Below are 23,538 nucleotides of genomic sequence, written 5' to 3' on the forward strand. Positions count from 1 at the left end.
TTTTTATTAGCTTGGGAATCCAGTCTTGCCTGTTATCAGCGGCAACCTGTTTCCTTAAGCTCTGTCTTCATTTTATTGAATGAAAGCATTTTCAAATAGAAGATAAACTATATAAACTGATGTATAAAATAAAGAAAATAAAGGGCAACTGTTAGAGCAGCCCTTTGAATTCAGTCGGAGAAATGCCTACATACTTTTTAAATTGCTTGTAAAAATAGCCCATCTCCCAATAACCTACATTTTTCGCGATTTCATGAACCTTGCAGTTCGTCGAGCGCAGCTGTTCCTTGGCTTTCTCAATCCGGTAACGATTCAGATATTCCGCAAAAGATTCACCGACCGCTTTATTAAATAGCTGCCCTAAATACACCGGATGAATATTGAATGTATAACCCAGCTTTTTCAGGGACAGATCCTCGCCATAGGATTTCTCGATGTAGTTCAGCACCTGATTGACCACCGGGCTTTTCACCTCGCGCTCCAGCAGCTCAATGACTTTTTTGGCTGTATTCTTCAAAGCCACAGACAGCGCCGGAAGGGAATTCGCCGTTCTGATGGAGGTCAATACATCCGCAATAAGTTCCCGCTCCATCTCGCTTCGGATATCCTTGATCAGCATGCGGAAATACAGAATCCAGTCCAGTGCGACCTCCTGAAGCAGGTCAGGCGTGATCCCTTCCATCCGCTCCTCTGACAAATACGAGTCGATCCTCTCCATTAACGCTGGCATATCCTTGGAGATGATTAACTTCGTATATTCGTTCCAGTCCTCCGGCAGGCTGTCTTTTAAATCTTTCTTGCGCTCCTTCAATTGTTCATAATAGATCAGCTTGCGCTCCGGATGGATGGTCAAAAATTCCAGCGCCTGTTTTGCTGATTCATAGCTTAGGTGGGCAGCAGTCTCCGTTTCCTCTATCGCTCCAACAGCAGCGCGTATCCGCAGATCAGAAGGACAGGTGCCGATCATTCTCTTTAGAAGGGCATCCATTTCCGCAGGCCCGGTGTCTTTATCCTCAAAATTATGTACCAGCACAAAATCATTATCGGCGTCCCAGAAGGTGAAGAACCAAGGGTTGCTCTCAGCCAGCGCAGCGGTATTCACCTGAAATGATTCCGTTTCCATCTCTGTCTGAATTAAGGCTACTTGAATAAACCGCTTATTGATCGGCAAGCCAAGCAGCTGCAGCCGCTCCGACAGCTCGTTCCGGTCAATCTGATTCCGCATCCAGCGCAGCAGCATGTTGTCCTTGAGCACGGATGCCGTATACTGTGACCACTCCATATCTACTCTGGAGACATTCAGCTTCTCGACGACAGTTTCCAGGGTACTCTGGAATTCTGCCAGGTTGATCGGCTTGAGCAGATAGTTCTCAATTCCCAGCGACAAGCCCTCCTTGACGTACATGAATTCATCATATCCGCTGAGCACAATCACTTTTATTTCCGGGCGGAACTTCGTTACGGCACGAATACACTCCAGTCCTGACATGACAGGCATGGAGATATCGGTAATCAGAATATCAGCAGGCACTTCCCTAAGCATATCCAACGCTTCCTGCCCGTTCTCAGCTTGGCCGACAATCTCCAGCCCGAGCAGCTCCCAATCCAATATGTCGCGCAAGCCTGTAAGTATGAACGGCTCGTCATCCACAATAAACACCTTATACATGGTTCATTTCCTCCTCGCCGGGATAGGGATAAGTAATGATGACTGTGGTACCCGCTCCCGCTCCTTCTTCACTCATAAGCTCAATGCCATAAGGCTTTCCGTACATTAGCTTGAGGCGGTCATGAATGCTCCGCAGACCAAACGACTCCGATTCGGATAGCCCGTCGTCTTGCTCCAGATCCAGCCGAAGCCGGCTCAGCTTCTCCTCCGCGATGCCCCGGCCATTGTCACTAACGACGGCACGGATTACTCCTTCCTGTGGATAGACGCTGATGTTAATCCAGTTATCCTTCTGCCCGGTCCGCATTCCGTGCAAAATATAATTTTCGATGACCGGCTGAAGCGTCATCTTCAGCACCGGCAAATTCTCCAGCTCCTTCTCGCATTCGATGGTATACGCGAAGCGGTCTGTGTAGCGGATCCGGAACAACTCCAGGTACATCTTGCATGCCTCCAGTTCATCCTTGAACGTATACCTGGCTTTGGGCCGGACATAGGATTTGAACAATACGGACAGGCTGTAGATCATATCGCCCACGTCTTTGGCGCCGCTGGAAACGGCACGCATGCGGATGACTTCCAAGGTGTTATAGAGAAAATGCGGATTCACCCGCGCTTCAAGCGTAGCGATTTCGGTACGCTTTTGTTTGATTTCAGCTTTAAACACCTTATCAATATACTGGTTCAATTCGTCCAGCATGTCGTTAAAGCTTTTGGCGATCTGCCCCAGTTCATCTTCCCGGCTATCCGAGATTCGCGCATTGAGATCCCCGTTCTTCACCTTGCGGGTAAAGCGGATAATGCGATGTGTCCTTTTGGCGAAACTGGAAATGAACATAGCCGGCAATAATACCGCGAACAAAATGCATACGGCAGCTATGGTAATGATCGTATTGCGGGCACTGCTGTACGTTTCCTCTAGCTCTTGCTTGGAGATAAGGCTGACTACCGAATAACCGGCTTGGCTCTGGGTCAGGCGGGTAGCCACCATACCGTCAAGGGAAATATCCTCATCGGATGTCATTTCTTGCAGTTCCAGATATTTTTTACCGTATTTTTTGCCGGAGGTATCAAATAGCACATCGTTCTGAGCGGAAAGCACAAGAATGGTGCCCTTGAAATCCTGCTGATAATTCTTCATGCTCTGCCAAATGGAAGCGGAATCAAAATAGACTAGCATCTGGCCAATATTACGCAGCGATGCCTTATTGCTGATGGGAATGCGCACCGAGAACATCGGCGACCGCTGCATACCGAGGCTCTTAAGCACCCAAATATTCGGAATGGAAACATTGCTGGCCTCATCCAGATACATCGTATCCGGGATAAACGAATGGGCGGCATTGGTTGACACCATATCAAACTGCCTGCGGTTACTGTAAAAATACATTACCTGCTGGTTGGCGCTATACAGCATCAAGCTTCTGATATCCGGGTCATCGTCGATTTTATTCTGAAAATATTGCACAACGTCGGAATTCGACTGGTTCGAGATAAAAAAACGGTCCAGGCGGTGCTCGACATATTCGCCGAAAGGATTTTCCAGCAGAAAGGTGGTGTTGCTGGCCAGATCCCCATCCCGGTATACATCCCGTATGATGTCCTGGACGGATTGGTACTTGTGCTCCACATAGTTGCTGACGCTCTCCATCGTCTTTCGTTGAATATCCATCTGCCTCTGCACCGCAGATTGTGATATCAGCATCAACATGAGATAGGAAAAAACTATAATGCTGGCAACGAATATGCAGGACACAATCAGAGTAAAACGCAAAAACAAATTATCTTTAAAATATCTGCGATACAGGGTTTCTCTCCGCATAAGCAACCCTCCTGTATATATTGTCGAAGTCTAGTATATCATGTCGTTTTTTCTGTAACACAGGAGAAATATCCCTTTCTTCGATACTGAAGAGGCGCCCGCCTCCCCTTGTTGAAGCCAGGGGGCAAGCGCCTTGATGATTGCTTCATTTCAGAAAATCCATTCCCGTCAAAGGCAAGGTTCTATTTGCCCCGGAGATATAGCGGCTCTGAACGGTTGCCGTTGTAATCTTCCATAACCGCCGTTACCACACGCGCGGTCGAGGTAAAGGAAAGGCTTGCTTTGGTCGTTCTTCCCCGGATAATCATCGGCTTATCTCCTGAACTGTAGGTGGTGGGGAAGGATTTGGCTACACCGTCCTCATAAATATAAAGGTAGCGCCAATCCCTGCTGTTTGGCATCGGCAGGTTCAGTGTATTTCCTGTCCATGACCAGTTCGCGGCATAGGGTTCAGAAATTGTATCGGTAAACCTGCCGTTATAAGTAACCGTATTCGTTTGACCCGTCTTCAGAGTAACTGTAAACTCATCACCGTTAACCGGCATTTGCCCGAAAGATGCGGACGTGCTGCCCTCCGGCAATACCTTTTGCGCGGTTACAGGCTGCGGAGTCGTAATCTGGTTAATGGAATTCACAGTCACTGTAATACTGCCGGAAGACGGCTGCGGGTTCGTCCATTTGACAACGAATTTACCGTCAGCACCGACCTCTGTTCCGATGCCCGAGACTGCTGAATTCAGGTCAAAGGATACCGTTGCGGCTTCACCTTCCAGTCCGTCCGCTCCAACCGCTACCACCTTAATCACTCCGGATTTGGCAGGCAGCTTTTTAATATAAAAGGTCTCGTCGTACTTTCCGCCCACATAGACATCATTCACATACACATTGTACTGCTTAACCTTCGAATAATCAGAATTGAGACTCCATTTCACGTACATCTCATTCGTGTTGGGAAGCAGTTGGGTAATCTCCAGACCGGCCGGAGGGGCAGGCTTGACTGCCGAACCGTCATAAATCCGGATCTGGCCAAGGTTCACCTGATAGTTGGTTATGGCTTTCTGACCCGGTGTGAAGACCAGTCCGAAAGCGGCGATTTTTTTGCCGGCATATGCGCTTAAATCCAGCTCTTTGGTCACCCAGCCCGCAGTTTTCTTTCCGCTGTCCGGAAGGGGAACCTTCACCACAACCGCCGGCTGATCTTCGAAGATGATGCCTGCTTGTGTTACAGACTGATCATCGGCAGAAGGTTTATTGTACGTGACCGACATTTTGGAGCCGGAGTTCACGCTCAGGTCGCTTTTGTATAAACGCAAGAAGTTTTCTTTGGAGAGATTACCGTTCACAGCCAAGGAACTCCCCCCGTTATAGCCTCCCAGCTGTTGATAGTTCAGGCGGTTTGTTCCCGAAATATCATATTTGGTACCGTAGTCGTAATCAACCGTTAACCGGTTGCCTTTGGTGTCCTGCCACCACTGCCAGGTTACCGGCACATCCTGCAGACTCATGTTGGACCACTCATCAGGACTCGAGATCTTTCCGTCCACATAATAGGACAGCCCGTGCCCGGTGTTGAAATTGGTGTAGAAATTGGAATTCTTAAGCACAGAACGTTCCGAGATGACCGAAGCAATCCCCGGCCAGTATCTGTTATCCGCGTAAACATCTGCAACGGTGTTTGTTGCCGATTTCGCCGTATTTTTTGGGTCCACATTCGGACCGGACCACCAGAGCTGCTCCCGGAGGTTGGTCATCCATTGATAATTGTTCTCCGACCGGTGTGAAACCGGCCAGGATAGCCCCATATCCTCATCCAGACCGGCATGGACGAAATCTGCCCCCAGTGTGGCAAGGCTTAGGCGGGGAATTCCGTTGTTCAGCTTATTATTGAGCGCCGTCCCTTGAACACTTTTAAACCGGTCTCTGCCTGCTTCCAGACCGGCAAAACCGACATCGAACAAGTTGAAGTTAGTTCCGGCCGAACTATTCAGTTTATTTAAGTACGCAGCCGCACTGTTAATCTGTGTATTTCCCACGCCATAATCAAAGAAATAGGAATCTGCAACGTTCTCACCGGCTGCTTTGTCGTACAGAAAGGAGATGTTGTTGTCATTGATCGTTCGGGCAAATTCATTTTTACCTGTGGATGAATTGAGGGAATCGTACCATTGGATATACAGCCCGTTTTTTTGGAGCGTCTTCACAAAAGCGATGTAATCCGAAATGTCTGCTGGCGCTACATTGTTAGGGCTGATTTCCTCCTGATTGATGAAATAACCGTCATAGCCGAAGTAATGTGCCATTTCGATCAATTTCTCAGCCACCGGGAATTTTCCGGTAGGATCCTTTACAAGCATTTGCTTGTAAGTCTGCTGTCCCCGGTCATTGTCGGAGAAAAATATCCCGGCCAGGGACATCACCCCGTTTTTGTGCGCCGCATCGGTATAGGTCGGGTTGGGAATATTCAATATTCCGAACTCAAACCATTTCTGCTGCCAGTCTTTCTGCGCCAGTTCGTCGTAATATTCTGGCGGTGTATAGGCAGTCGCCGTGCCATGCCAGTAGGAATAATAGTCAATATACTGCCAGTAGTTGAAGTGATACTGGGCAAACTTGTTGGTGTAAGGGGCATTCTCGATAAAGGCGTTGCCATAATCCCCGGCGACTGTAATCATTTGCACCTTGGGATTAAGTTTGGGATTAGCCTGTGTAGCAGCAAATGGAGCAATACGCTGCTGCAGGGGTACCCGGGATCTGAGAAGCGCTGCATAAGGATCTGTTTCAGGACTCCAGTCCGCGATTTGATTGCTGGTATAGCCGTGAACACTCGGTTGATTCTTGCCATGAGCGCTTTCATTCTTGAACGGCCATGTATCTCCCGCCAAGGCAGTTTGCGGCAGCAATGTAACCAGAAGCGCTGCCCCTACAACCGCCGAGGTCAGTTTTTTAAGCTTTTTTGTCCGGGCATAAGATACCATTGTCCACTCTCCTCCTTTTGGTTTAATCCTTGGATCACCTAATTCAGCAATGGTGGAATTGCAAGCGCATTCACAATAACCTGAACCTTATCACCTCTTTTTTAGATTTGATGCACATCTAATATAACGAATATAATGTTGAATCCCATAGGAGATAAATTAAAGATGTACTAGACAAATTAAAGGAAAATAATCTCTTGGGGACACCTTGTAATATCCAAATCATAAAAAAACAGCCCAACCATTCATATTCATCACGAATGATTGGACCGCAGCTATAATTATGGTACCGGTATATCTAAAACAATACCCACATATAATGCAGGGATTTGACGGCTGTCCGCGCGTAACCGGCAGCTTCCCTCCAGATGGACTTTAATGGCTGTCGCGATACCCCTCCACTTCCAGGGAAGCCAGTAAAAACGGCGCCACTCCCATAGCGGCATCAGACACCATAGCCTCGGAAACGTAGTAATCATAGGAGCCGTTGCGGTCCTTACTCAAACCCGCTCCATGGCAGATCTTGTGCAAATGAACACCCTGTTCATCCTCTGAGGTCAGATGGGCCAGGATGCCTTCATAACCTTGGAGCATGACATCTTTAAAAGAGGGCTCCAGATAGCGCAGCCTCAGCCCTTTGGCCATCGCATACACAAACATGCAGGAGCCGGAGGCTTCGAGATAATTACCCTTCCGTCCAGCCTGATCCAGTACCTGGTACCAGAGGCCGGTCTTTGAGTCTTGAACCTCTGCTAGTGCGCCGCACATCCGCTGGAAGATCCCGATGATCGTTCCCCGCTGCGGATGGGTAACCGGGAAATGCTCCAGGCAGTCTACCACAGCCATCGCATACCAGCCCATCGCCCGGCTCCAGAAATGGGAGGACAAGCCGGTGGACGAGTCGGCCCATTCCTGCTCCCGGGATTCATCCCAGCCGTGATAGAGCAGACCGGTACGGGGATCGCGGGTTCTGCGCTCCACCAGCAGCAGCTGATGGGCCGCCTCATCAATCAATTCAGGGCGCTGAAAAACTTTGCCGTATTCCGCAAGAAAGGGCGATGCCATATAAAGCCCGTCCAGCCACATCTGGAATGGATATACCTTCTTATGCCAGAATCCGCCTTCGGAGGTACGGGGATGCCCGATAAGCTGCGCAGCCAGCAGGTGTGCTGCTTCGGCATAACGCGTCTCTCCGGTTTGCTGATACAGCCGGAACAGGTTTTTCCCCTGGTTGATCTGGTCCAAGTTGTATTCCTCCAGCGTATAGGAACGGATCGAGCCGTCCTCCCGGATGAAGCTGTCCATATGCCGCGTCATAAACGAGAGATATTCAGGCTCTGCGAGCTGGACTCCGGCACGTGCCATAGCCATCAGCAGCATGCCTGGGACATAGGCCCAGCGTTCCAGCACGTATTCGTTCTCCCCCTGCCCGTTGCAGGCTCCGAGAATTGTATCCGCGATTTTACGGGACCAACGTCCGGTTGTTGCTTCAGTTATACTCATCGCTATTCCTCCTGTCGCTTGTGTATCTATATAGATTGAACTTGTGGTTTTAGAGTACAGGAGCAGTCGCAACTACGGTGAATATTTGGACTTCCGGCCGCTCTTGTCGTAAGAATTTCTTGATTTTAACCGCTAGTAGCGGTAGAAATCCGAAGACTGCTTATGCTTTCGATGCTAGCTTTCCTTCGGAAAGCTTTCAGGCGGACGCTACCACTCCTCCAGTTCCAAAATCCCCCTCCGTTGCTCCTTTCCTTTATCTCAAGTTTTTAAGTTCAATCTATATAGTTAAGTTTGACTTTCAGCTCCGGCAAGCTGCTTCAGCAGCCAGGCAAATGCCGGTTCACCGTGAATCTCATGCCCTCCTGCAAAAAAGTCCGCCTCGACCTGACCGCCCCTGCCCGAGGCAGTGTAAATCTGCTGCAGTCTGGCCAAAGCCAGCTTTGCTCCGTCCGGGCCAAACAGATGATCAGCGTCTCCCGATTCCAGGAATAAGCCGCGCGGCGCAATCAGGCCCAGCAGATCCGGCATTTCCGCCTCCAGCAGAATAGCGGGAATATAATTATCCAGGCAGTGATTCCGCGTCAGAATGCTGTCCGCGAACGTATTGGCATACCCGCTTACAACCGCACAGGCAATCCGTTCGTCAAGCGCAGCGGTGAAACCTGCTACCAATCCGCCGCCGGAAATGCCCATAATTCCGATTCTATTGCTCCTAACCTCTTCCCTTGTCTGCAAATAATCCAGTGCCCTCATCGTTTCGTAGATACGGTAGCCAGCCATTGTCTGACCCGCCATCAGCAGTGCCGAGGACAGGCGGAAGCAGGAATTGCGCCCGGGCTCACCGCTGGTGAGGTCCTCCACAAGGCGCCTGTCGCCAAATCCCAGCAGCTCGGGTGCGGCGACTACGAACCCCCGTTTCACCAATGAAACGGCAAAATCCTTATGCAGCCCCGGATCCCCTTCACGATCCGAGCCATCCGGCTGCAGGGCGGTGATCTCCCGGCTGCCGTAGCCATGACCATGAATGGCAAGAACGGCGGGCGCAGGAGAAGACAGCGGCTGCTCCGGGATCAGAAGATAGAGCGGCATGCGCAGCCCTTCATAGGTAGTGATCTCAATCCGTTCCCTTGTATAGCCGTTACAGACCGTTCGCTCCATAAGAATGGGCTGAAGCTGGGCTGGTCTCTCCGGGAACCCGCCCAGCCTTCTGGCGAGGCCTGCGGCAAGCCCGGCCCGCCATTGCCCGTAGGGAATGTCCGTACGGAAAGCGGAGCTGCGCGGTGCGGAATCGGTCAGCTGTTTCATGTATTGTTCCAGTGGTTCCATCCGAAGTTATCCTCCTCATCCAATCCGCAGTGTGCGGATAGCTTAATAACCTTCGGGATGCCAGCCGTCCAGTACGGACAACACCCTATACTCCGCAGCTTCCTCTGCAGTCAGCTGCCGGGACCACGGCGCTCTTGCTGCCGGATTCGCCCCTGTTCCGCTGCTGCCGAATTCTTCATACCGGCTGCTCATCTCCCGGTCCGGCTGCCCCCAATTATGCCAGCCTTCCCCGATGACCGAACCATCCATGACCGTGCGGATGAAGGCAACATGCGCAAAAGGCCGCCAAGGGCGTCCAAGATACACTTCGCTTACCCCTTCGCCGCCGGTAATTTTACAGTCCAGGAACACATAACCATACGGGGCGCCCTCCGGTGTGGAAGCAGCAGTAATATAACCTCTGGAGCGCTTATTGTGCAGATGGCAGTGATCAAATAAAGCCGTAGCGGCACCAAAAATATAATCCACATCGCCTTCGATATAACATTCGTTATAATATTGTCTGCCCTGTCCGGTATAGAGCGTATCCTGATCGCCCAGCAGACGCACCCGCCGGAACACCGCCTGCCCGGCATCGACGAAAGCCGCCACCGCTTGACCGGTACCCGGGCCAGAAGCATTCCGGATAGTCAGATTCTCAGCCGTGAAGCCTTCGGCGAACACATTCAGGGTGCCGGACCGGAAGGTGCCCAGCGGCTCTCCGTCCGGGCCCAGCGTATGGGCATTGTCAGACCAGGTGATGACGGTGGAATGGGGATCTTCCCCCAGCAGCAGAATCGGCGGCGATTCCTTACCCACTGTTATTTTCCCCTCGTAAATGCCCGGTTTGATCCGGATTGTTACCTCCGAAGGATGTCCCTTCGGAATGGAATCCAGCGCTTCCTGCAGACTGCTGTACCCTTCATTGCCATTCTTCGATACTGTAATTAACATTTGCGGCTCCTTTCCTATCAGCCTGTGTTTATTCTATAATAACCGTAACGGTTCGAGAGAGATGAGGAAATTCATGAACAGCGTGAGCAGCCCCAATCCCAAATATCATATTGAAGAAGGCCGGTTCAGTATTCAGCACATGAAACGCAAGGGCATCACTGCTATGCCGCGCCCCCACAGCCATGAGCTGACCGAGCTGTACTACCTGACGGAGGGGGAACGGGTGTACTTTGTGGACGAACGGGTAGTTACGGTGCACAAGGGTGAGCTTATTCTCATTCAAGGCCGGGAGCTTCATGCCACCGCAAGCTCCGAAATCGCCGAGTTTGAGCGGGTGCTGATTAATTACGACCCGGAGCTGCTGCCGGAGCTGCTGCGGGAGGAATCCAAATGGTTCCATAACCGCAGATACCGCCTGTTCCGGCTGACCCTGCGCGAGCAGGATGAGGTGCAGAGCCTGCTGAACCGGATGCTGGATGAATGCCGGCTCCAGAGGGTGTATTACGAAATCTCGGTAGTCACACTATTCGCCGAGCTGATGATTCTGCTGCAGCGTTCAGAGAGTACCTCGCAGACCGGCGGGACGAAACATCCGCTTCATCATCTGGTGACGGATGTCGCCACTTACATCCGCGAGCACTACCGTGAAGCGCTGACTCTAGAAGAGACGGCGGGGCATTTTTTCATTAGCCCTTCTTACTTGAGCCGGGTGTTCCATCGGCTGACGGGGTTTCACTTTCGTGAATACATCGTCCATATACGCATCCGGGAAGCCGAACGCCTCCTTGCGGGATCTGCAGGTAAAATTCAGGAAATCGCTTCTGCCGTCGGATTCGAGCATCTCTCCCACTTCAATAAGACGTTCAAAAAATCGACCGGGCTGACCCCGCTGCAGTATCGGAAAGAAGTCAAATCGCAGCCTTCGTCCCCATTCAAGGGATAACTATCATTCCACCATTTCCAGATCTTCTGATCGGAGAAGCGATACATTGCTGCATTGATGCATTTGCAGCTTAGGCAGCTTAGCCGTCTGTAGCTGGATACGGTCCAGCGAAAGACTGTCAGCATGCCTAAGAACAATTCCCCGCTCACTCACCGCATGGAAATTCTCGACGCTCAGTCCGGCAAGCGGCATCTCCGGCAGTCCATTCACGAGCAGTGCGGTTGCCGCTCCATGGCAGACGATGTTCTTCAAGGCAATATTCCGGAACTGCGGGGTCGCCTCGGTAACCGGGAATTGCTGCTCATTGTATCCTTCCGACCCTTCAACACCCTCATAGAACATGTGGAAAGACACGGCCTCATGGAGTATGCCGCTCATGCGGATGTTCTCCATGACAATATCCTCCACTATGCCGCCTCTTCCCCGGGTACTTTTGAACCGCAGGCCGATGTCCGTGCCGATGAACACACAGTCGCTGACTCTGACTGCATGCACACCGCCGGACATCTCGCTGCCAATTACCACTCCGCCATGCCCGTGATAGACCGTACAGTGACGGATCGTAATATACCGGCAGGGCATCCCCAACCTGCGGCCTTCTTCGTCTTTTCCCGACTTCAGGCAAATCGCGTCATCGCCCACATCGAAGCTGCAGTGCTCGACAAGAGCGTGCGTGCATGATTCCAGATCGAGGCCGTCCCCGTTCTGCGAATACCACGGATTGCGCACCCGGATATTCCTCACGGTAATGTGCTCGCAGCCCAAGGGATGAAGACACCATGCCGGAGAATTCTGGAAGGTCGGCCCTTCCAGCAGCACCCGCCGGGAATTCCGCAGGCTGAGCAGCGCCGGACGGAGATACGCGCGGGCAGGCAGATACGCCTCCATACCCGTCTCCCCGCTCTTCCGCAGCATTTGGCAGACTGCCTCTCCCTCCATGGCTTCACGGGAAGGCCACCAGATTTCACTCTTGTAATCAAGCGCTCCCCCGGAGGCGGTCAGACTGTTCCACTGCAGCTCCGTCATCTTGAACCGCTTCACCGGACGCCAGCCTTCACCGCTGCCGTCGAAGATTCCTTCCCCTGTAACAGCCACATCACTCAGGCCCTCCCCGTCCAGCGGGGCCTGGCAGCGCCAGCCGGATGTTCCCTCGAAATGGGAAGAGAGCAGCGGGTATAGGGCAGGATCGGGATCAAACAGCACTAGCGCGCCCCGCTCGGCACAGAGATTAATCCGGCTGCGCAGCATAAGCGGCCCTGTACGCCAAAGGCCGGGAGGAATCACCACCTTGCCGCCTCCGGCAGACGCGCAAGCGTCCAGCGCGGCCTGAATAGCGGAGGTACACAGCGAAAGTCCGCCGTCTTCTGCCCCATAATCTGTAATCGTGAAGGTCCGTGCCGGAATCTGCGGAAGCTCGGGCAGGGCATAATCGACATTGTTGCGATTGCCGCTCATTGAACTGTACCTCCCAATCTATTCGAGTCCTTCATAGCTGAACCAGCCAAAATCGGCGTAATTGGCGCTTTCCGCGCCTTGGGAACTGGCATACATGCCGAGATAGGCTCCTGTAAAACCGCCCGCCAGATCTGTGCTGAGCACTGTTCCGTCCGCTTTCCCGCATAGTCCTGTCCACTTGTCGCTTTCGGAGCTTCTATAATAGAAGCTGTAGTCCTGCCCCTTGGCTTCCACCTTCAACTGCACCTTGTCTCCCGGATAAGACACCGAAGCAAGCAGCTGTTCACTGCCGCCGCGGCGTTCGATCAATTGCAGTGCCGGCTCCCCGGCCTCCAGCCCCAATTCACACCGGAAGTGGTAGTCCGCATTCTGGAGCAGCACAAGTCCGGCAACTTCACTTTCGGCGGCGGGTTGGAACGTCATATCCACCGCTGCCCTGAAGCTGAGATGCTGCTGGCGTCTTCCGACATAAGAGGGATTGCCTATTTCCGAGAGACGCTCCGGTTTCAGGCGCAGCCGCAGGAAGCCCGGATGATCACTCAGGCTCCAGAATTCACCGCGCGGCGTGCGCAGGAAGTTCCAGACCGGTGCCAGCTCTGCTCCTTCAAAATCATCGCACGCAGGCAGCTGCGGCCATGTCGTTTCCGGCAGGTCCGGAGCTGGCGATTCAAACTCCAGCACCCCTTTACCGGGGTTCACCACAGGCCATTCATTCTCCCAGGCCACCGGTGTCAGGAACGTTTCACGTCCGAGATTGCGGTAATAGCCGCCGCTGGTCCGGGAAGCCAGGCAGAACATCCACCAGTCTCCATGCTGCGTCTCGATCAGTTCCCCATGGCCGACATTGACGATCGGATAGGCTCTGCCGAGATGGCGGTGCGTCAGAATCGGGTTGGCTTTGTGGCCTTCATAGGGGCCGGTCACGCTCCGGCTTCTGGCAATCGTAATCGCATGGGTATGTCCGGTCCCGCCTTCGGCAATCAGGACATAATACCAGCCGCCGATTTTGTAGATATGGGGTCCCTCCTGCGCGTGGGCCACCTTGAGTGCACCTTGCCAAATGCTATGCTTCGGTCCGACCAGCTTGCCTTGGCCCAGGTCAATCTCCTGCAGCCAAATATCCATATGCTTCGGATAATCCTGCCCTTCGGGCGGAACACGGTTGCCGGTATAGTACACTTTGCCGTCTTCATCGAAGAACAGGGACGAGTCGATGCCGGGGGCATCCTCCAGCCAGACGGGGTCTGACCAGTCTCCGGCCGGATCCGTTGCCGTCACATAGAAATTATGCTGATTCTTATCATTGTCGACATACGTCGTGATCATATAGAAGATGCCCTCATGAAAACGGATTGTCGGTGCCCAGATTCCCATGGACGGAAGGGTTTGATCCAGATTAAGCTGGGACGGGCGGTCCAGCACATGACCCAGCTGGCGCCAATTGACCATATCCTTGCTGTGGAAGATCGGAACACCAGGGAAAAACTCAAAGCTGGACGTCACAAGGTAATAATCTTCTCCCACACGGATAGCCGAGGGGTCAGGGTAAAATCCCGGCAGCACCGGATTACGGAATGTTCTCAACACAGAAGTCCTCCTTCAAACAATCGAATTGTAAGCACCACCAATTATAGTTCGTACAAGTTCAACTTTCTTGCATTTTCTATGTTCTATTTCTTCATTTTTATACTTTCATGCTCAATTCGTAATCTTTTACCGCTTGTCAATGAAACGGTTGTCCCTCTAGAATGGGTATACTAGGATTTACGTAAAGGGGCGATCATCTTGGGAAAGAAAAAGAAGCTGTATACCCGCTTTTTTATGAGCCTGACTCTGATTTCGGTAGGCTGTATTCTTGTTCTGGCCGTCGTGATCTTCTACCTGTACCGGAATATATCTATAGATAATGTCAATAAGGCGAACCAAAATGTGCTGTTGAATACTGAAACTGTTTATATGAACTATAAAGAGATTGTCCAGAACTACACCATGGATTTCTATGCGAATCCCAACATCAACGCGCTGATGATGAACGGGGATACGAGCTGGAGCGACCAGCTCTACAGTGCCCTTAGCCAGATCCGTGGCGCACTGGTGGTCAACCAGTATTTGGAGAATGCTTACATCTTCGGCACGAATGAACCTGTCGCGATGTTCGAGAACTTGCCGCTGAGCCCCGAATCCAAGCTGGAGCTGTTTCAGCGGATACGGACCAGCCGGATCGTCGAATCTCCGTTTCTGTGGAAGGCCACTTTGAACAATGGAACCCCCGTAACCCTGCTGACCGTCTTCTATAATGACCGTGCATTTGCCAGCAGTGAGTATTACGGCGCAGTAGCACTGACCGTTAATCCGGGCAAGCTGCAGAACAATCTCTTCACGCAAAAAGAAGGCGAAGTCACACGTTACGCTGTACTTGACGGAAATGCCAATGTGCTGATGCACAGCGCACTCTCCGGCAGCCCCTTAAAGGCGGACATGCTGAAGCAGGTCATTGCCTCCACCTCTGAGAGAGGCTCCTTTGTCTACAGGGGTACCGGAGAAGCGCAGCTGATTACCTATATTTATTCCGCTAAGGACAAGCTATGGTTTATTTCGGAGACGTCCTATAAGGACAGCATCCGCGACATTTCAAATGCCCGCAATCTGATGATCAGCCTGTGCCTGGCTCTCATGTTGGCTGCGGCGGCAAGCGCTAACCTGATCTCCCGGCGGATGTACAAGCCCATCGGGCGGCTGTTCGGCAATATTGTTCACCTCTCCGGCAATGAAGAAGCGCTGAAGACAGGCGGTGATTTCGACACCGTAAGCCTGGAGCTGGAGCAAATCGGTGTCAAGCTGGTGCAGCTCAAAAAAGAAAGCGACGACAGCGCCTTGATGCGCTGGCTGCTCTCCCCCCGTGAAGCCTCTGACAATGGCGATACGCCAGTGATGAGCATCGGTGATCCCGGAGGAGCCTACTGTGTATGCGTGCTGGCCATAGAGGAACAAGGCCCGGCAGCAGACACCTTAGAGTCCGGCGGAGAGGGCATTGAGGTGATTCGCACTGCATTCAGCGGGCTGGCGGCGGTGCAAACCTTCCGGCCGCATGTGGGAACCGCCGTACTCGTTCTCAGTGAACTTCACAGCGGCAGCTTCGGAGATTATGCCTTGTACCGCGGCAAATGGGAAGAGATTGCGGCCTCTCTTCCTGAAACCGGTGTCCGCTGCTCCATCGGGATCAGCGGGTTCTCAAATGATATGGGCCTGCTGAGAAGCAAATATAATGAAGCAACAGAGGGTCTGCAATATATCAAATTTCATGAGCGGCAGAACATTATATTTGCCGATGATACTATCCATCTGAACAGCAGTCCGCTGCCTGACAGTACCCTTGAACCGGTGCTGCTGGCCGTCAGGCAGAGTGATCAGGCGGACCACATCCCGCAGGCAGTGGAACGGCTGCTGGCCGTGGCCTGCAGCTACCGTGCGGAATCTGCCAATATCGCTTTATCGAGGCTTGCCTTTGAGCTGAGCCGCACAGCCGAATTGAGTACTGACACCCGGCACTCCGGCTTTCTGGACGATTACCAGCGGATCCGGCACATCCAGAGCTATGACAAGCTGCGGAGCTGGATTGAGGAGTGCTGTTACACCGCCCTTGAGCGGATTGCCAGCATGAGTGCTGTACAGACCCGGAATATTGCCACTGAAGCCATTAGCTATATCAGGGGGCATTATACGGATCCCGGGCTGTCCCTGAATGTCCTTGCCGAGAAGCTGTCGCTCAGTCCTGCTTATCTCAGCAGGCTGATTGCCGAAGAGGTAGACAGCAGCTTCCCGGATTTCGTTAACCAGCTGCGTCTTGAACGGGCGCAATTGCTGCTGGTTACGGACCTGGAGATGGATATCCGGCAAATTGCGGAAAAGGTAGGGTATAACAGCAGCACCTATTTTACAACCCAATTCAAAAAACGATATGGAGTTACACCCTCCAAATGGAGAATGAATCATATTCTGCAATCCAAGTAATCCGAAGGGGATGCCTCCGGCTGCCATAGAGCAGCCGGGGGCATCCCCTTTTGGTGTATGACCGCCTGCATCACTCGGGCCTCCACAGTACGGATTCTACCCTCAAATGGGGCTATTCATAGCCTAAAAAGCAAAATAGTGCTGCTTTTTTGCTTTTTTTAAGCCTATACATTCCGTTTTTTTAATTTTTTTTCGTTTATTATGATAGCGTTTACATTGATTTCAGCTTTATGCTTTGCCTTGTAGAACATGCTCCTGGAACACGGGACAGAAATGATAATGCTACTTTAAAGGAGTGGACGATTAATGAGCCAAGAGGCTATACCGGAGACCACGGGGCGGCACAGTCTGAAGACCCGGACGGCCAGAAGCCGTAGTTTCCGCAAATCTCTGAGGAAGGACAGCTCGCTGTATCTGCTCGCACTGCCGGGCATCGCCGTGTTGATACTTTTTGCGTACCTGCCGATGAGCGGACTGATTCTTGTCTTCAAAAACTACAACTTTAACGACGGGATCTTCGGCAGCCCCTGGGCAGGCTTCTCCAACTTTGAGTTTTTCTTCTCCAGTATGGAGGATGCCCTCAGGGCGACACGCAACACGGTAATGTTGAATGCGCTTTATATGCTGACGGGCACGTTTTTTTCGGTGGCGATCGCCATCATCTTGAACGAGCTGCGCAGTAAATGGTTTATCAAGGTAACGCAGAGTGTGATGTTTTTCCCCTATTTTATTTCGTGGATTATTATCGGAGCGATTCTCTTCTCCCTGCTGGATTATGACAAGGGTATTCTCAACCAGATGTTCCATTCGCTTGGACTTGCCCAAGTCGACTGGTATTCCAGCCCCTGGCTGTTCGTTATCATCCTGGTACTGGCGAATATCTGGAAAAGCGCAGGCTACGGAGCGATTATCTATTATGCGGTGCTGCAGGGAATCGATCCCTCCTATTATGAAGCCGCGCGGATCGACGGTGCCTCAAGATGGCAGATCATTACCAAAATCACGCTGCCGATGCTGATTCCGTCCATTATTTTGATGACACTGCTCGGTATTGGCGGCATGCTGAAAGGCGATCTTAGCATGATTATGGGGGTAACCTTCTTGAATCCGCTGCTACTGCCCACCACCGATATTATTGATGTGTATGTATACCGTACAGCCATTCGTTCCGGCGAATTCGGCTTCGCTTCAGCCATAACTCTCTATCAATCCGTCTTTGGCTTCCTTCTGGTGCTAGTGGCCAACAAGCTGGCCGGCTGGTATGACAAAGACAGCAAACTATTTTAGGAGGCCGCAAGATGCCAACTACCGACAGCAAAGGGCTGCTCATTTTCTTTTATTTCTGTATTGCCATATTCTCGGTCATTTGTCTCGTGCCGTTTGTTCTGGCCGTATCCGGCTCATTATCCACCGAAGCGCGAATCGCTGCGGAAGGCTACTCCTTCTGGCCCCGGGGCTTCACTTTTGAAACCTATGAATTTCTGTTCGGCTCCAAAGCGCAGCAGATCCTGAAGGCGTATTCCATGTCGGTGATCGTTACGGTGCTGGGTACTCTTTCCGCAGTGCTGGTTACCACTGCCTATGCCTACGTTATTTCTGTCAAAAGCTTCCGGCTCAAAAATGTCTTCGCCTTCTTCGCTTACTTCACCATGCTCTTCAGCGGAGGCACCCTGCCGTGGTATTTACTGAGCACCAAATATTATCATCTCGGCGACACCCTGCTAGGCTTGTTCGTGCCTTATCTGCTGAGCGTCTTTCTGATGTTCCTGATGGCCAACTATTTCCGCAGCATTCCGCATGAAATTGTTGAATCGGCGGAAATTGACGGTGCCGGCCACCTGCGGATCTTCTTTAGTATTATGGTCCCGCTGGGCCGGGTCGGACTGGTTACCATCTCCCTGTTCTACGCGCTGCAGTTCTGGAACGATTTCTATCTGCCGCTGATGCTGGTGTCCAACCAGGATCTCTATACGATCCAATATTTGATGTACAACATGATGGCGAACATCCAGTTCCTGGCTTCCGGCAACGCCGCACAGGTCGGTGGCGCAATTATTGCTCCTCCGCTGGAGACGGCCAAAATGGCAATGACCTGCCTGACCGTCCTGCCGATTGCCATATTGTATCCTTTTCTCCAGCGCTTTTTCGTTAAAGGTATTGTCGTGGGTTCGGTCAAAGGCTGATTCCCCGCCAGGTTTTGCCCTAAATTGGATTGCACCAGGCTAATGCTCCCCTGCTTCAACTTGTTGTACAATGGGACGTAAGGGAGCACTGCCATTGCAATATAGCTTCAAGCATATCGATTCTATTTCAGGAGGGTTCATCATGAAAAAGAAAAAAGGTTGGTTAAGTTTGCTCCTGTCCGCTGTGTTCTTGTTAAGCGCCTGCTCCCAGGGCAACAATGAAAGCGCTAACTCTACTGCGGGAGCCGGAAGTGAAGGTACAAGCCCCTCTGCAGGCAGTGATAACCAAGCAGGCAGCGGCCTGGCTCCCGCCAAGCTAAAAATTGTGCTGTACGGGGATGAGTCGAACCGGATGAAAGCATTGGGCAAGTCGGAATTCCATGATGTGATCAAGAAAGAAATCAATGCCGAGGTGGAATTCCAGTTTCTGCCCTGGACCGAATACGGCGGAGGCAAAACTGACCTGATGTTGTCTACGGGAGAGGATTTTGCCACTTACACTGACAGCAATTATATGGTGAAATCAGTCGCCAAAGGGCTGTATACCGATCTTACTCCTTATGTGGATGCCGCACCTGACCTAAGTAAAAATGTTGACGCGGCTTCCTTCAGCGCCTTCCAGCTGGACGGCAAGCAATATGCAATTCCTGTCGGCAACAAGCCGAATTCCGCAGAATTCTACAGCGTGCTGGTCAGACAGGATCTGCTGGAGGAGGCCAACATGACCAAAGTCACCTCGCTGTCAGAGCTGGAGCAGTTCTATGACAAGGTCCATGCCATTCATCCGGAGCTGATTGGTTATGCCTCCACAGATGCCCGCAGAATGCTGCAATATGATTACACGGACAAGAATCTGTACTGGCAAAATGATTTCATTGCGCTTGATGAGTCTGCTAAGGACGATCAAATCATCAGCTGGTTTGAAAGCGAAGAATTCAAGAGTTATGCCAAGCTGATGCACGGCTGGTATGAGAAAGGAATCATCCCGAAATATGCCGCCACCAATGTTCCGCAGCTGCAGTCCGACTGGAACTCCGGCAAAGCAATGTTCTGGGCGGGTACGGCAGCGCGTCCTTTCGAGGGTGCGGCTACAATCTCGCAGGCGGTGCCTGAAGCCAAGCTGGTTAACTATTTCCTTGGCAGCGGCCGTCCGAAGATCAGCCGGGGCACCTACAGCAGCGCCTTTTTCGTCTCCGCCGCAGCTAAGGACCCGGAACGCTACGTGATGTTCTTCAACCTGCTGCAAAAAAATCAGGAGCTGTATGACCTGTTCGCCTACGGCATTGAGGGAACGGACTTCTCCCTGGATGACAAAGGGCGGCTCACGAAAATAACCACCGATCCGCTGATTCCCGACTGGCTGCTGATGAACAAAAATTTCATCCGCTTCGACAACACGGTGCCGGATGATTTTATCGCCGGATATAAAGCCTGGGATGACGGGGCAATCATCTCCAAAGGCGCAGGCTTCAACTTCGACAATACGCCGGTCAAGAATGAAGAAACGAAGCTGAATGGAGTATTTACTGAATACCTCGCGCCAATCGGCAGCGGCTTCAGCGATTATGAGTCCGCCTACCCCAAAGCGCTGGAAAGACTGAAGGCAGCGGGAATTGACAAATATATCGCCGAATATCAAAAGCAGTTCTCGGAATGGTACGCTAAGCAGCAGTAAATAGCCTAGCCTAGCTAGCGCTGGAAAATAGTGATGTCTTGCAAAGCAAAACCAGCGTGCCCCCTATTATACGGGAGGCACGCTGGTTTTCTGCATTGCGCTAGTTAGTTAAATTCACCTTCGCATTTTTGCACCGCTTCCGGAATCAGCTTACCAAAGCTGTTTAGAAATTCAACTCAAAGTCTTTAATGAGGAGTGTTCCCGCTGATGCGGTTTCACCTGATCCGGCATATACCTTAAATTGAACTCCCCTAACATCAATTGCATTTTCCAGCTTGGCTTGATTAGCCCAATTTGTTTTTGCTGATTTCCAAATGGGAGAATGAAATGAATATACGACATCGACAGATTCACCAGGTCCGATAATCCTCTCCACTGAAGGATCGGTTGATATCTGGCCTCCTGTTTCCTGCCATACCCATCCACCGTTCGTTCTGACTACCAAAGAAACATGAACGGCACTCGTTCCGGTATTGGTTAAATTACAGGAAACGCTGGCATATTTAGACCAATCATCGCCTATACCAAGACCAGGCTTGGTTTCAGTTGCTACACCTGCTGAAACTGTATCGCTGATCGTTGAATTATATTTCACAAAAAGAGTCTCCCCTTCCAACCCGCTGGAAACATTCCCGGTGTATGAAGGTTCAATGAGATTCCAAGGATAGAAGCTTGCTGTTTTGGGGCGGTTCATTTCTGCGATCGTCGCAGCATACGCTGTCTGCTCCAAATCAAAACTGATAGTATGCAATTGAAGACTGCCCGCTAAACCACTGCCTCCACCTTGTACACGTAAAATTATACGATTTACATCTTTGTTCGTGAGACTTGTCAAAGGTACTGTGGAGATAATGGTAGTTTTCGCAGGAATTTTAATGTACTGTCCTAATTCAACCCATGCCCATTCGCCGTCTTTTACAATCGGTTGGATCTGAACCTCAACTGCATTGGGATTGGAAATGATGAGGTTCATATTACTGTAGCTACTCCAATCTTCAGCAGGGCCCGGATCTACCTGGAAGCTTGGATAGTTCTCCGTCTGCAGATTAAAGGTCATACCAAGTCCGCCATTCTCAAGCGGAGACAGCTTGGCAACCGTCGGGGAAGCCGGCTTGTCGGCACCATTGATTCCAACATACCAAGTTGTGTATTTATCTATAATCCCCGGATCAATAACTTGAATGTTGCCAGGATCCCCCGTAATGATCCCGATAGAGTTGCTGGCGGCTGATTCATTTCCGGCATCGTCAAAAGCCTTAACAGAAAAGGTATATGAGGTTGCACCTGTCAAACCGGATGCTGTGTAGCTTGTCTTTGCACTGGTGCCTTGTAATTCTCCATCCGCATAGATGTTATAGCCAGCAACGCCAACGTTGTCAGTTGACGCGGTCCAAGTCAGACTTGCCGATGTGATAGCAGGGACCACAACAAGACTGGCTGGAGCAGTAGGCGCTGTTTTATCATTGCTGTCAGCTGTTTTTATACTTACGGCATTACTTGCAGCAGACAAGTTACCTGCGGCATCGATCGCTTTTACAGTAAATGCATAAGTGGTATTTGCTTTGAGGCCAGTAACCGTGTAGTTAGTCGCTGGGCTGATATTAACCAGAGTTCCGTCCCGATAAATATTGTATCCTGCCACCCCTACATTGTCAGTTGATCCTGTCCAAGTCAGCACAACTGTAGAATATGTTGGTGATGTACCGGACAAATTCGAAGGTGTTGTCGGCACCTGATTATCGGAGGTTCCTTCAAATACCGTACTTAGCTTCGAGGTTGCTTTAATTCCGTTTGGACCGTTGATAATGGCATTCCCTTGCTCGGTATAGCTGGTTCCGGCCCAATCGTTTGACATATCCAGATACTCCAGCCCGGTACCATTTCCTTTCCACGACCATCCAAGATAGCCGACACCCTTTTGCTGAGAATAACTCATAATCGTCGCTTCATCAACATCTCCGTTTGTATGTTTTATTCCGAATTCGCCGATTACAAGAGCCAAATTTTTATTCAATACATTGTCTATGTTACTCTTAACCGTTGCAGCATTTCCTCCGGCATATTCGTACATATGGATTGAGAACAGCGTATTTTTCAGCGGGTCCGCATTAAACACCTGTGTTCCATAATCAACTATGGATTGCGGATATTGTCCCCATCCCGCTCCGTCAACCATGATGGTATTTTTGATTCCGGCATTTCTAAGCTTCGGGATTACAGAAGCATACCCTTTTGCCCAGTTTGCCCCATCCCATGTGCCGTACCACTCATTAGCAATGTTGAGGATGACGGTTTTTTCTTTTCCGATGAGTGCACTTTTCATTTCAATCCAGTAATTCGCTATATTATTAAGTACTGCTTCACTATCCGAGCCAGTTCCATCATGGACTTCGACGACTACCACCAATTTATTCTGTTCGCACAAGGTGATGAGATTTTGTAGGGCTGCCAGACTGTCTTTCGACCATTGCTGCCCGTCTGAAAGGACAACTCTAATGGTATTTGCGCCTGTCTTGGCAATTGCAGGAATGGCAACAGACTCCTGACCTTTGTACCAAGTGTAAGCATGGTTAACCCCTCTCATAACAAAGGGAATTCCGTTAGCATCATATAAAGTTGTCCCGTTAATATAGAATCCCTGGTTGGTGGCAGATGCACTGGTTGTTACACTCAGAGCCGTACTTGCCGCCGATATATTATTTGCTGCGTCCTTTGCCTTTACCGTGAAGCTGTATGCTGTATTTGCAGTCAAGCCGGTTACGGTATAGCTTGTTGCTGTGCTGGATCCGGCCAGAGTCGTTCCATTATAGATGTCGTACCCTGTTACGCCTACGTTGTCTGTGGATGCTGCCCAAGCAAGGCTTACGCTTGTTGCCGTTTTTGAGGAACTTATAAGATTTGTTGGTATGGTTGGTGCTGTGGTATCTGCAGATGCACTGGTTGTTACACTCAGAGCCGTGCTTGCTGCCGATATATTATTTGCTGCGTCCTTTGCCTTTACCGTGAAGCTGTATGCTGTATTTGCAGTCAAGCCGGTTACGGT

The 23,538-nt window shown here is 51.1% G+C and carries 14 protein-coding genes and 1 pseudogene; 5 read left to right on the forward strand and 10 right to left on the reverse strand.

Annotated features, from left to right (window positions below):
- Positions 1 to 151 precede the first annotated feature (151 nt).
- From AC3WT9_RS13260 to AC3WT9_RS13285, 6 genes are all read right to left on the reverse strand, one after another.
- Complete coding sequence (locus AC3WT9_RS13260) at positions 152 to 1,669, reverse strand: response regulator (protein WP_492407636.1); 1,518 nt, start codon at positions 1,667 to 1,669, stop codon at positions 152 to 154.
- Positions 1,662 to 3,491, reverse strand: a complete 1,830-nt coding sequence (locus AC3WT9_RS13265; protein ID WP_492407637.1) for a sensor histidine kinase — start codon at positions 3,489 to 3,491, stop codon at positions 1,662 to 1,664. The genes AC3WT9_RS13260 and AC3WT9_RS13265 overlap by 8 nt, the downstream gene beginning before the upstream one ends.
- A 182-nt stretch (positions 3,492 to 3,673) precedes the next feature.
- Complete coding sequence (locus AC3WT9_RS13270) at positions 3,674 to 6,466, reverse strand: endo-beta-N-acetylglucosaminidase (RefSeq protein ID WP_492407638.1); 2,793 nt, start codon at positions 6,464 to 6,466, stop codon at positions 3,674 to 3,676.
- Positions 6,467 to 6,841: 375 nt separating this feature from the next.
- Positions 6,842 to 7,969 carry a glycoside hydrolase family 88/105 protein gene (locus AC3WT9_RS13275; RefSeq protein WP_341095130.1) on the reverse strand — a complete coding sequence of 376 codons (1,128 nt, stop codon included), beginning with the start codon at positions 7,967 to 7,969 and terminating at the stop codon, positions 6,842 to 6,844.
- 285 nt (positions 7,970 to 8,254) lie between these two features.
- Entirely contained in the window at positions 8,255 to 9,295 is a 1,041-nt protein-coding gene (locus AC3WT9_RS13280; protein WP_341095132.1) for an alpha/beta hydrolase family protein, read from the reverse strand.
- 42 nt (positions 9,296 to 9,337) lie between these two features.
- Positions 9,338 to 10,228: a pectinesterase family protein gene (locus AC3WT9_RS13285; RefSeq protein ID WP_341095134.1), complete on the reverse strand. Its 891-nt coding sequence runs from the start codon at positions 10,226 to 10,228 to the stop codon at positions 9,338 to 9,340.
- A gap of 73 nt (positions 10,229 to 10,301) precedes the next feature.
- Here AC3WT9_RS13285 and AC3WT9_RS13290 point away from each other — a divergent pair, with 73 nt between their 5' ends.
- Positions 10,302 to 11,171 (forward strand): helix-turn-helix domain-containing protein, encoded by an 870-nt coding sequence (locus tag AC3WT9_RS13290; protein ID WP_341095135.1) that lies wholly within the window; start codon positions 10,302 to 10,304, stop codon positions 11,169 to 11,171.
- Positions 11,172 to 11,174: 3 nt separating this feature from the next.
- Here AC3WT9_RS13290 and AC3WT9_RS13295 read toward each other — a convergent pair whose 3' ends face one another.
- Both AC3WT9_RS13295 and AC3WT9_RS13300 read right to left on the reverse strand, forming a co-directional pair.
- On the reverse strand, positions 11,175 to 12,626 hold the full coding sequence (locus AC3WT9_RS13295; protein WP_341095136.1) for a glycoside hydrolase family 28 protein: 1,452 nt from the start codon (positions 12,624 to 12,626) through the stop codon (positions 11,175 to 11,177).
- 18 nt (positions 12,627 to 12,644) lie between these two features.
- A complete protein-coding gene (locus tag AC3WT9_RS13300; protein WP_341097743.1) occupies positions 12,645 to 14,210 on the reverse strand; it encodes a glycoside hydrolase family 43 protein in 1,566 nt (521 codons plus the stop codon).
- 201 nt (positions 14,211 to 14,411) lie between these two features.
- Here AC3WT9_RS13300 and AC3WT9_RS13305 point away from each other — a divergent pair, with 201 nt between their 5' ends.
- The 4 genes from AC3WT9_RS13305 (at position 14,412) to AC3WT9_RS13320 (ending at position 20,495) form a co-directional block, all read left to right on the forward strand.
- A complete protein-coding gene (locus AC3WT9_RS13305) occupies positions 14,412 to 16,637 on the forward strand; it encodes a helix-turn-helix domain-containing protein (RefSeq protein ID WP_341095137.1) in 2,226 nt (741 codons plus the stop codon).
- Between the two features lie 306 nt (positions 16,638 to 16,943).
- The gene (locus AC3WT9_RS13310) at positions 16,944 to 17,924 is read left to right on the forward strand and encodes an ABC transporter permease (protein WP_341095138.1); all 981 of its coding nucleotides are present in this window, start codon (positions 16,944 to 16,946) and stop codon (positions 17,922 to 17,924) included.
- Positions 17,925 to 17,935: 11 nt separating this feature from the next.
- Positions 17,936 to 18,820 (forward strand): carbohydrate ABC transporter permease, encoded by an 885-nt coding sequence (locus AC3WT9_RS13315; RefSeq protein WP_076114482.1) that lies wholly within the window; start codon positions 17,936 to 17,938, stop codon positions 18,818 to 18,820.
- 142 nt (positions 18,821 to 18,962) lie between these two features.
- Positions 18,963 to 20,495 (forward strand): DUF3502 domain-containing protein, encoded by a 1,533-nt coding sequence (locus AC3WT9_RS13320; protein ID WP_341095140.1) that lies wholly within the window; start codon positions 18,963 to 18,965, stop codon positions 20,493 to 20,495.
- A gap of 163 nt (positions 20,496 to 20,658) precedes the next feature.
- Here the strand turns inward: AC3WT9_RS13320 and AC3WT9_RS13325 are convergent, their stop codons facing one another.
- Both AC3WT9_RS13325 and AC3WT9_RS13330 read right to left on the reverse strand, forming a co-directional pair.
- The gene (locus AC3WT9_RS13325; protein WP_492407706.1) at positions 20,659 to 22,227 is read right to left on the reverse strand and encodes a fibronectin type III domain-containing protein; all 1,569 of its coding nucleotides are present in this window, start codon (positions 22,225 to 22,227) and stop codon (positions 20,659 to 20,661) included.
- Between the two features lie 3 nt (positions 22,228 to 22,230).
- Positions 22,231 to 23,538: pseudogene (locus AC3WT9_RS13330) on the reverse strand (glycoside hydrolase family 5 protein); the annotation flags it as partial.

The sequence above is a fragment of the Paenibacillus sp. EB106-06-01-XG199 genome (assembly GCF_058791575.1).

Excerpts from the sequence above, each read along its gene's own strand:
- AC3WT9_RS13260 (WP_492407636.1), bottom strand. The coding sequence starts at position 1,669 with ATGTATAAGGTGTTTATTGTGGATGACGAGCCGTTCATACTTACAGGC.
- AC3WT9_RS13265 (WP_492407637.1), bottom strand. The coding sequence starts at position 3,491 with ATGCGGAGAGAAACCCTGTATCGCAGATATTTTAAAGATAATTTGTTT.
- AC3WT9_RS13270 (WP_492407638.1), bottom strand. The coding sequence starts at position 6,466 with ATGGTATCTTATGCCCGGACAAAAAAGCTTAAAAAACTGACCTCGGCG.
- AC3WT9_RS13275 (WP_341095130.1), bottom strand. The coding sequence starts at position 7,969 with ATGAGTATAACTGAAGCAACAACCGGACGTTGGTCCCGTAAAATCGCG.
- AC3WT9_RS13280 (WP_341095132.1), bottom strand. The coding sequence starts at position 9,295 with ATGGAACCACTGGAACAATACATGAAACAGCTGACCGATTCCGCACCG.
- AC3WT9_RS13285 (WP_341095134.1), bottom strand. The coding sequence starts at position 10,228 with ATGTTAATTACAGTATCGAAGAATGGCAATGAAGGGTACAGCAGTCTG.
- AC3WT9_RS13290 (WP_341095135.1), top strand. The coding sequence starts at position 10,302 with ATGAACAGCGTGAGCAGCCCCAATCCCAAATATCATATTGAAGAAGGC.
- AC3WT9_RS13295 (WP_341095136.1), bottom strand. The coding sequence starts at position 12,626 with ATGAGCGGCAATCGCAACAATGTCGATTATGCCCTGCCCGAGCTTCCG.
- AC3WT9_RS13310 (WP_341095138.1), top strand. The coding sequence starts at position 16,944 with ATGAGCCAAGAGGCTATACCGGAGACCACGGGGCGGCACAGTCTGAAG.
- AC3WT9_RS13315 (WP_076114482.1), top strand. The coding sequence starts at position 17,936 with ATGCCAACTACCGACAGCAAAGGGCTGCTCATTTTCTTTTATTTCTGT.
- AC3WT9_RS13320 (WP_341095140.1), top strand. The coding sequence starts at position 18,963 with ATGAAAAAGAAAAAAGGTTGGTTAAGTTTGCTCCTGTCCGCTGTGTTC.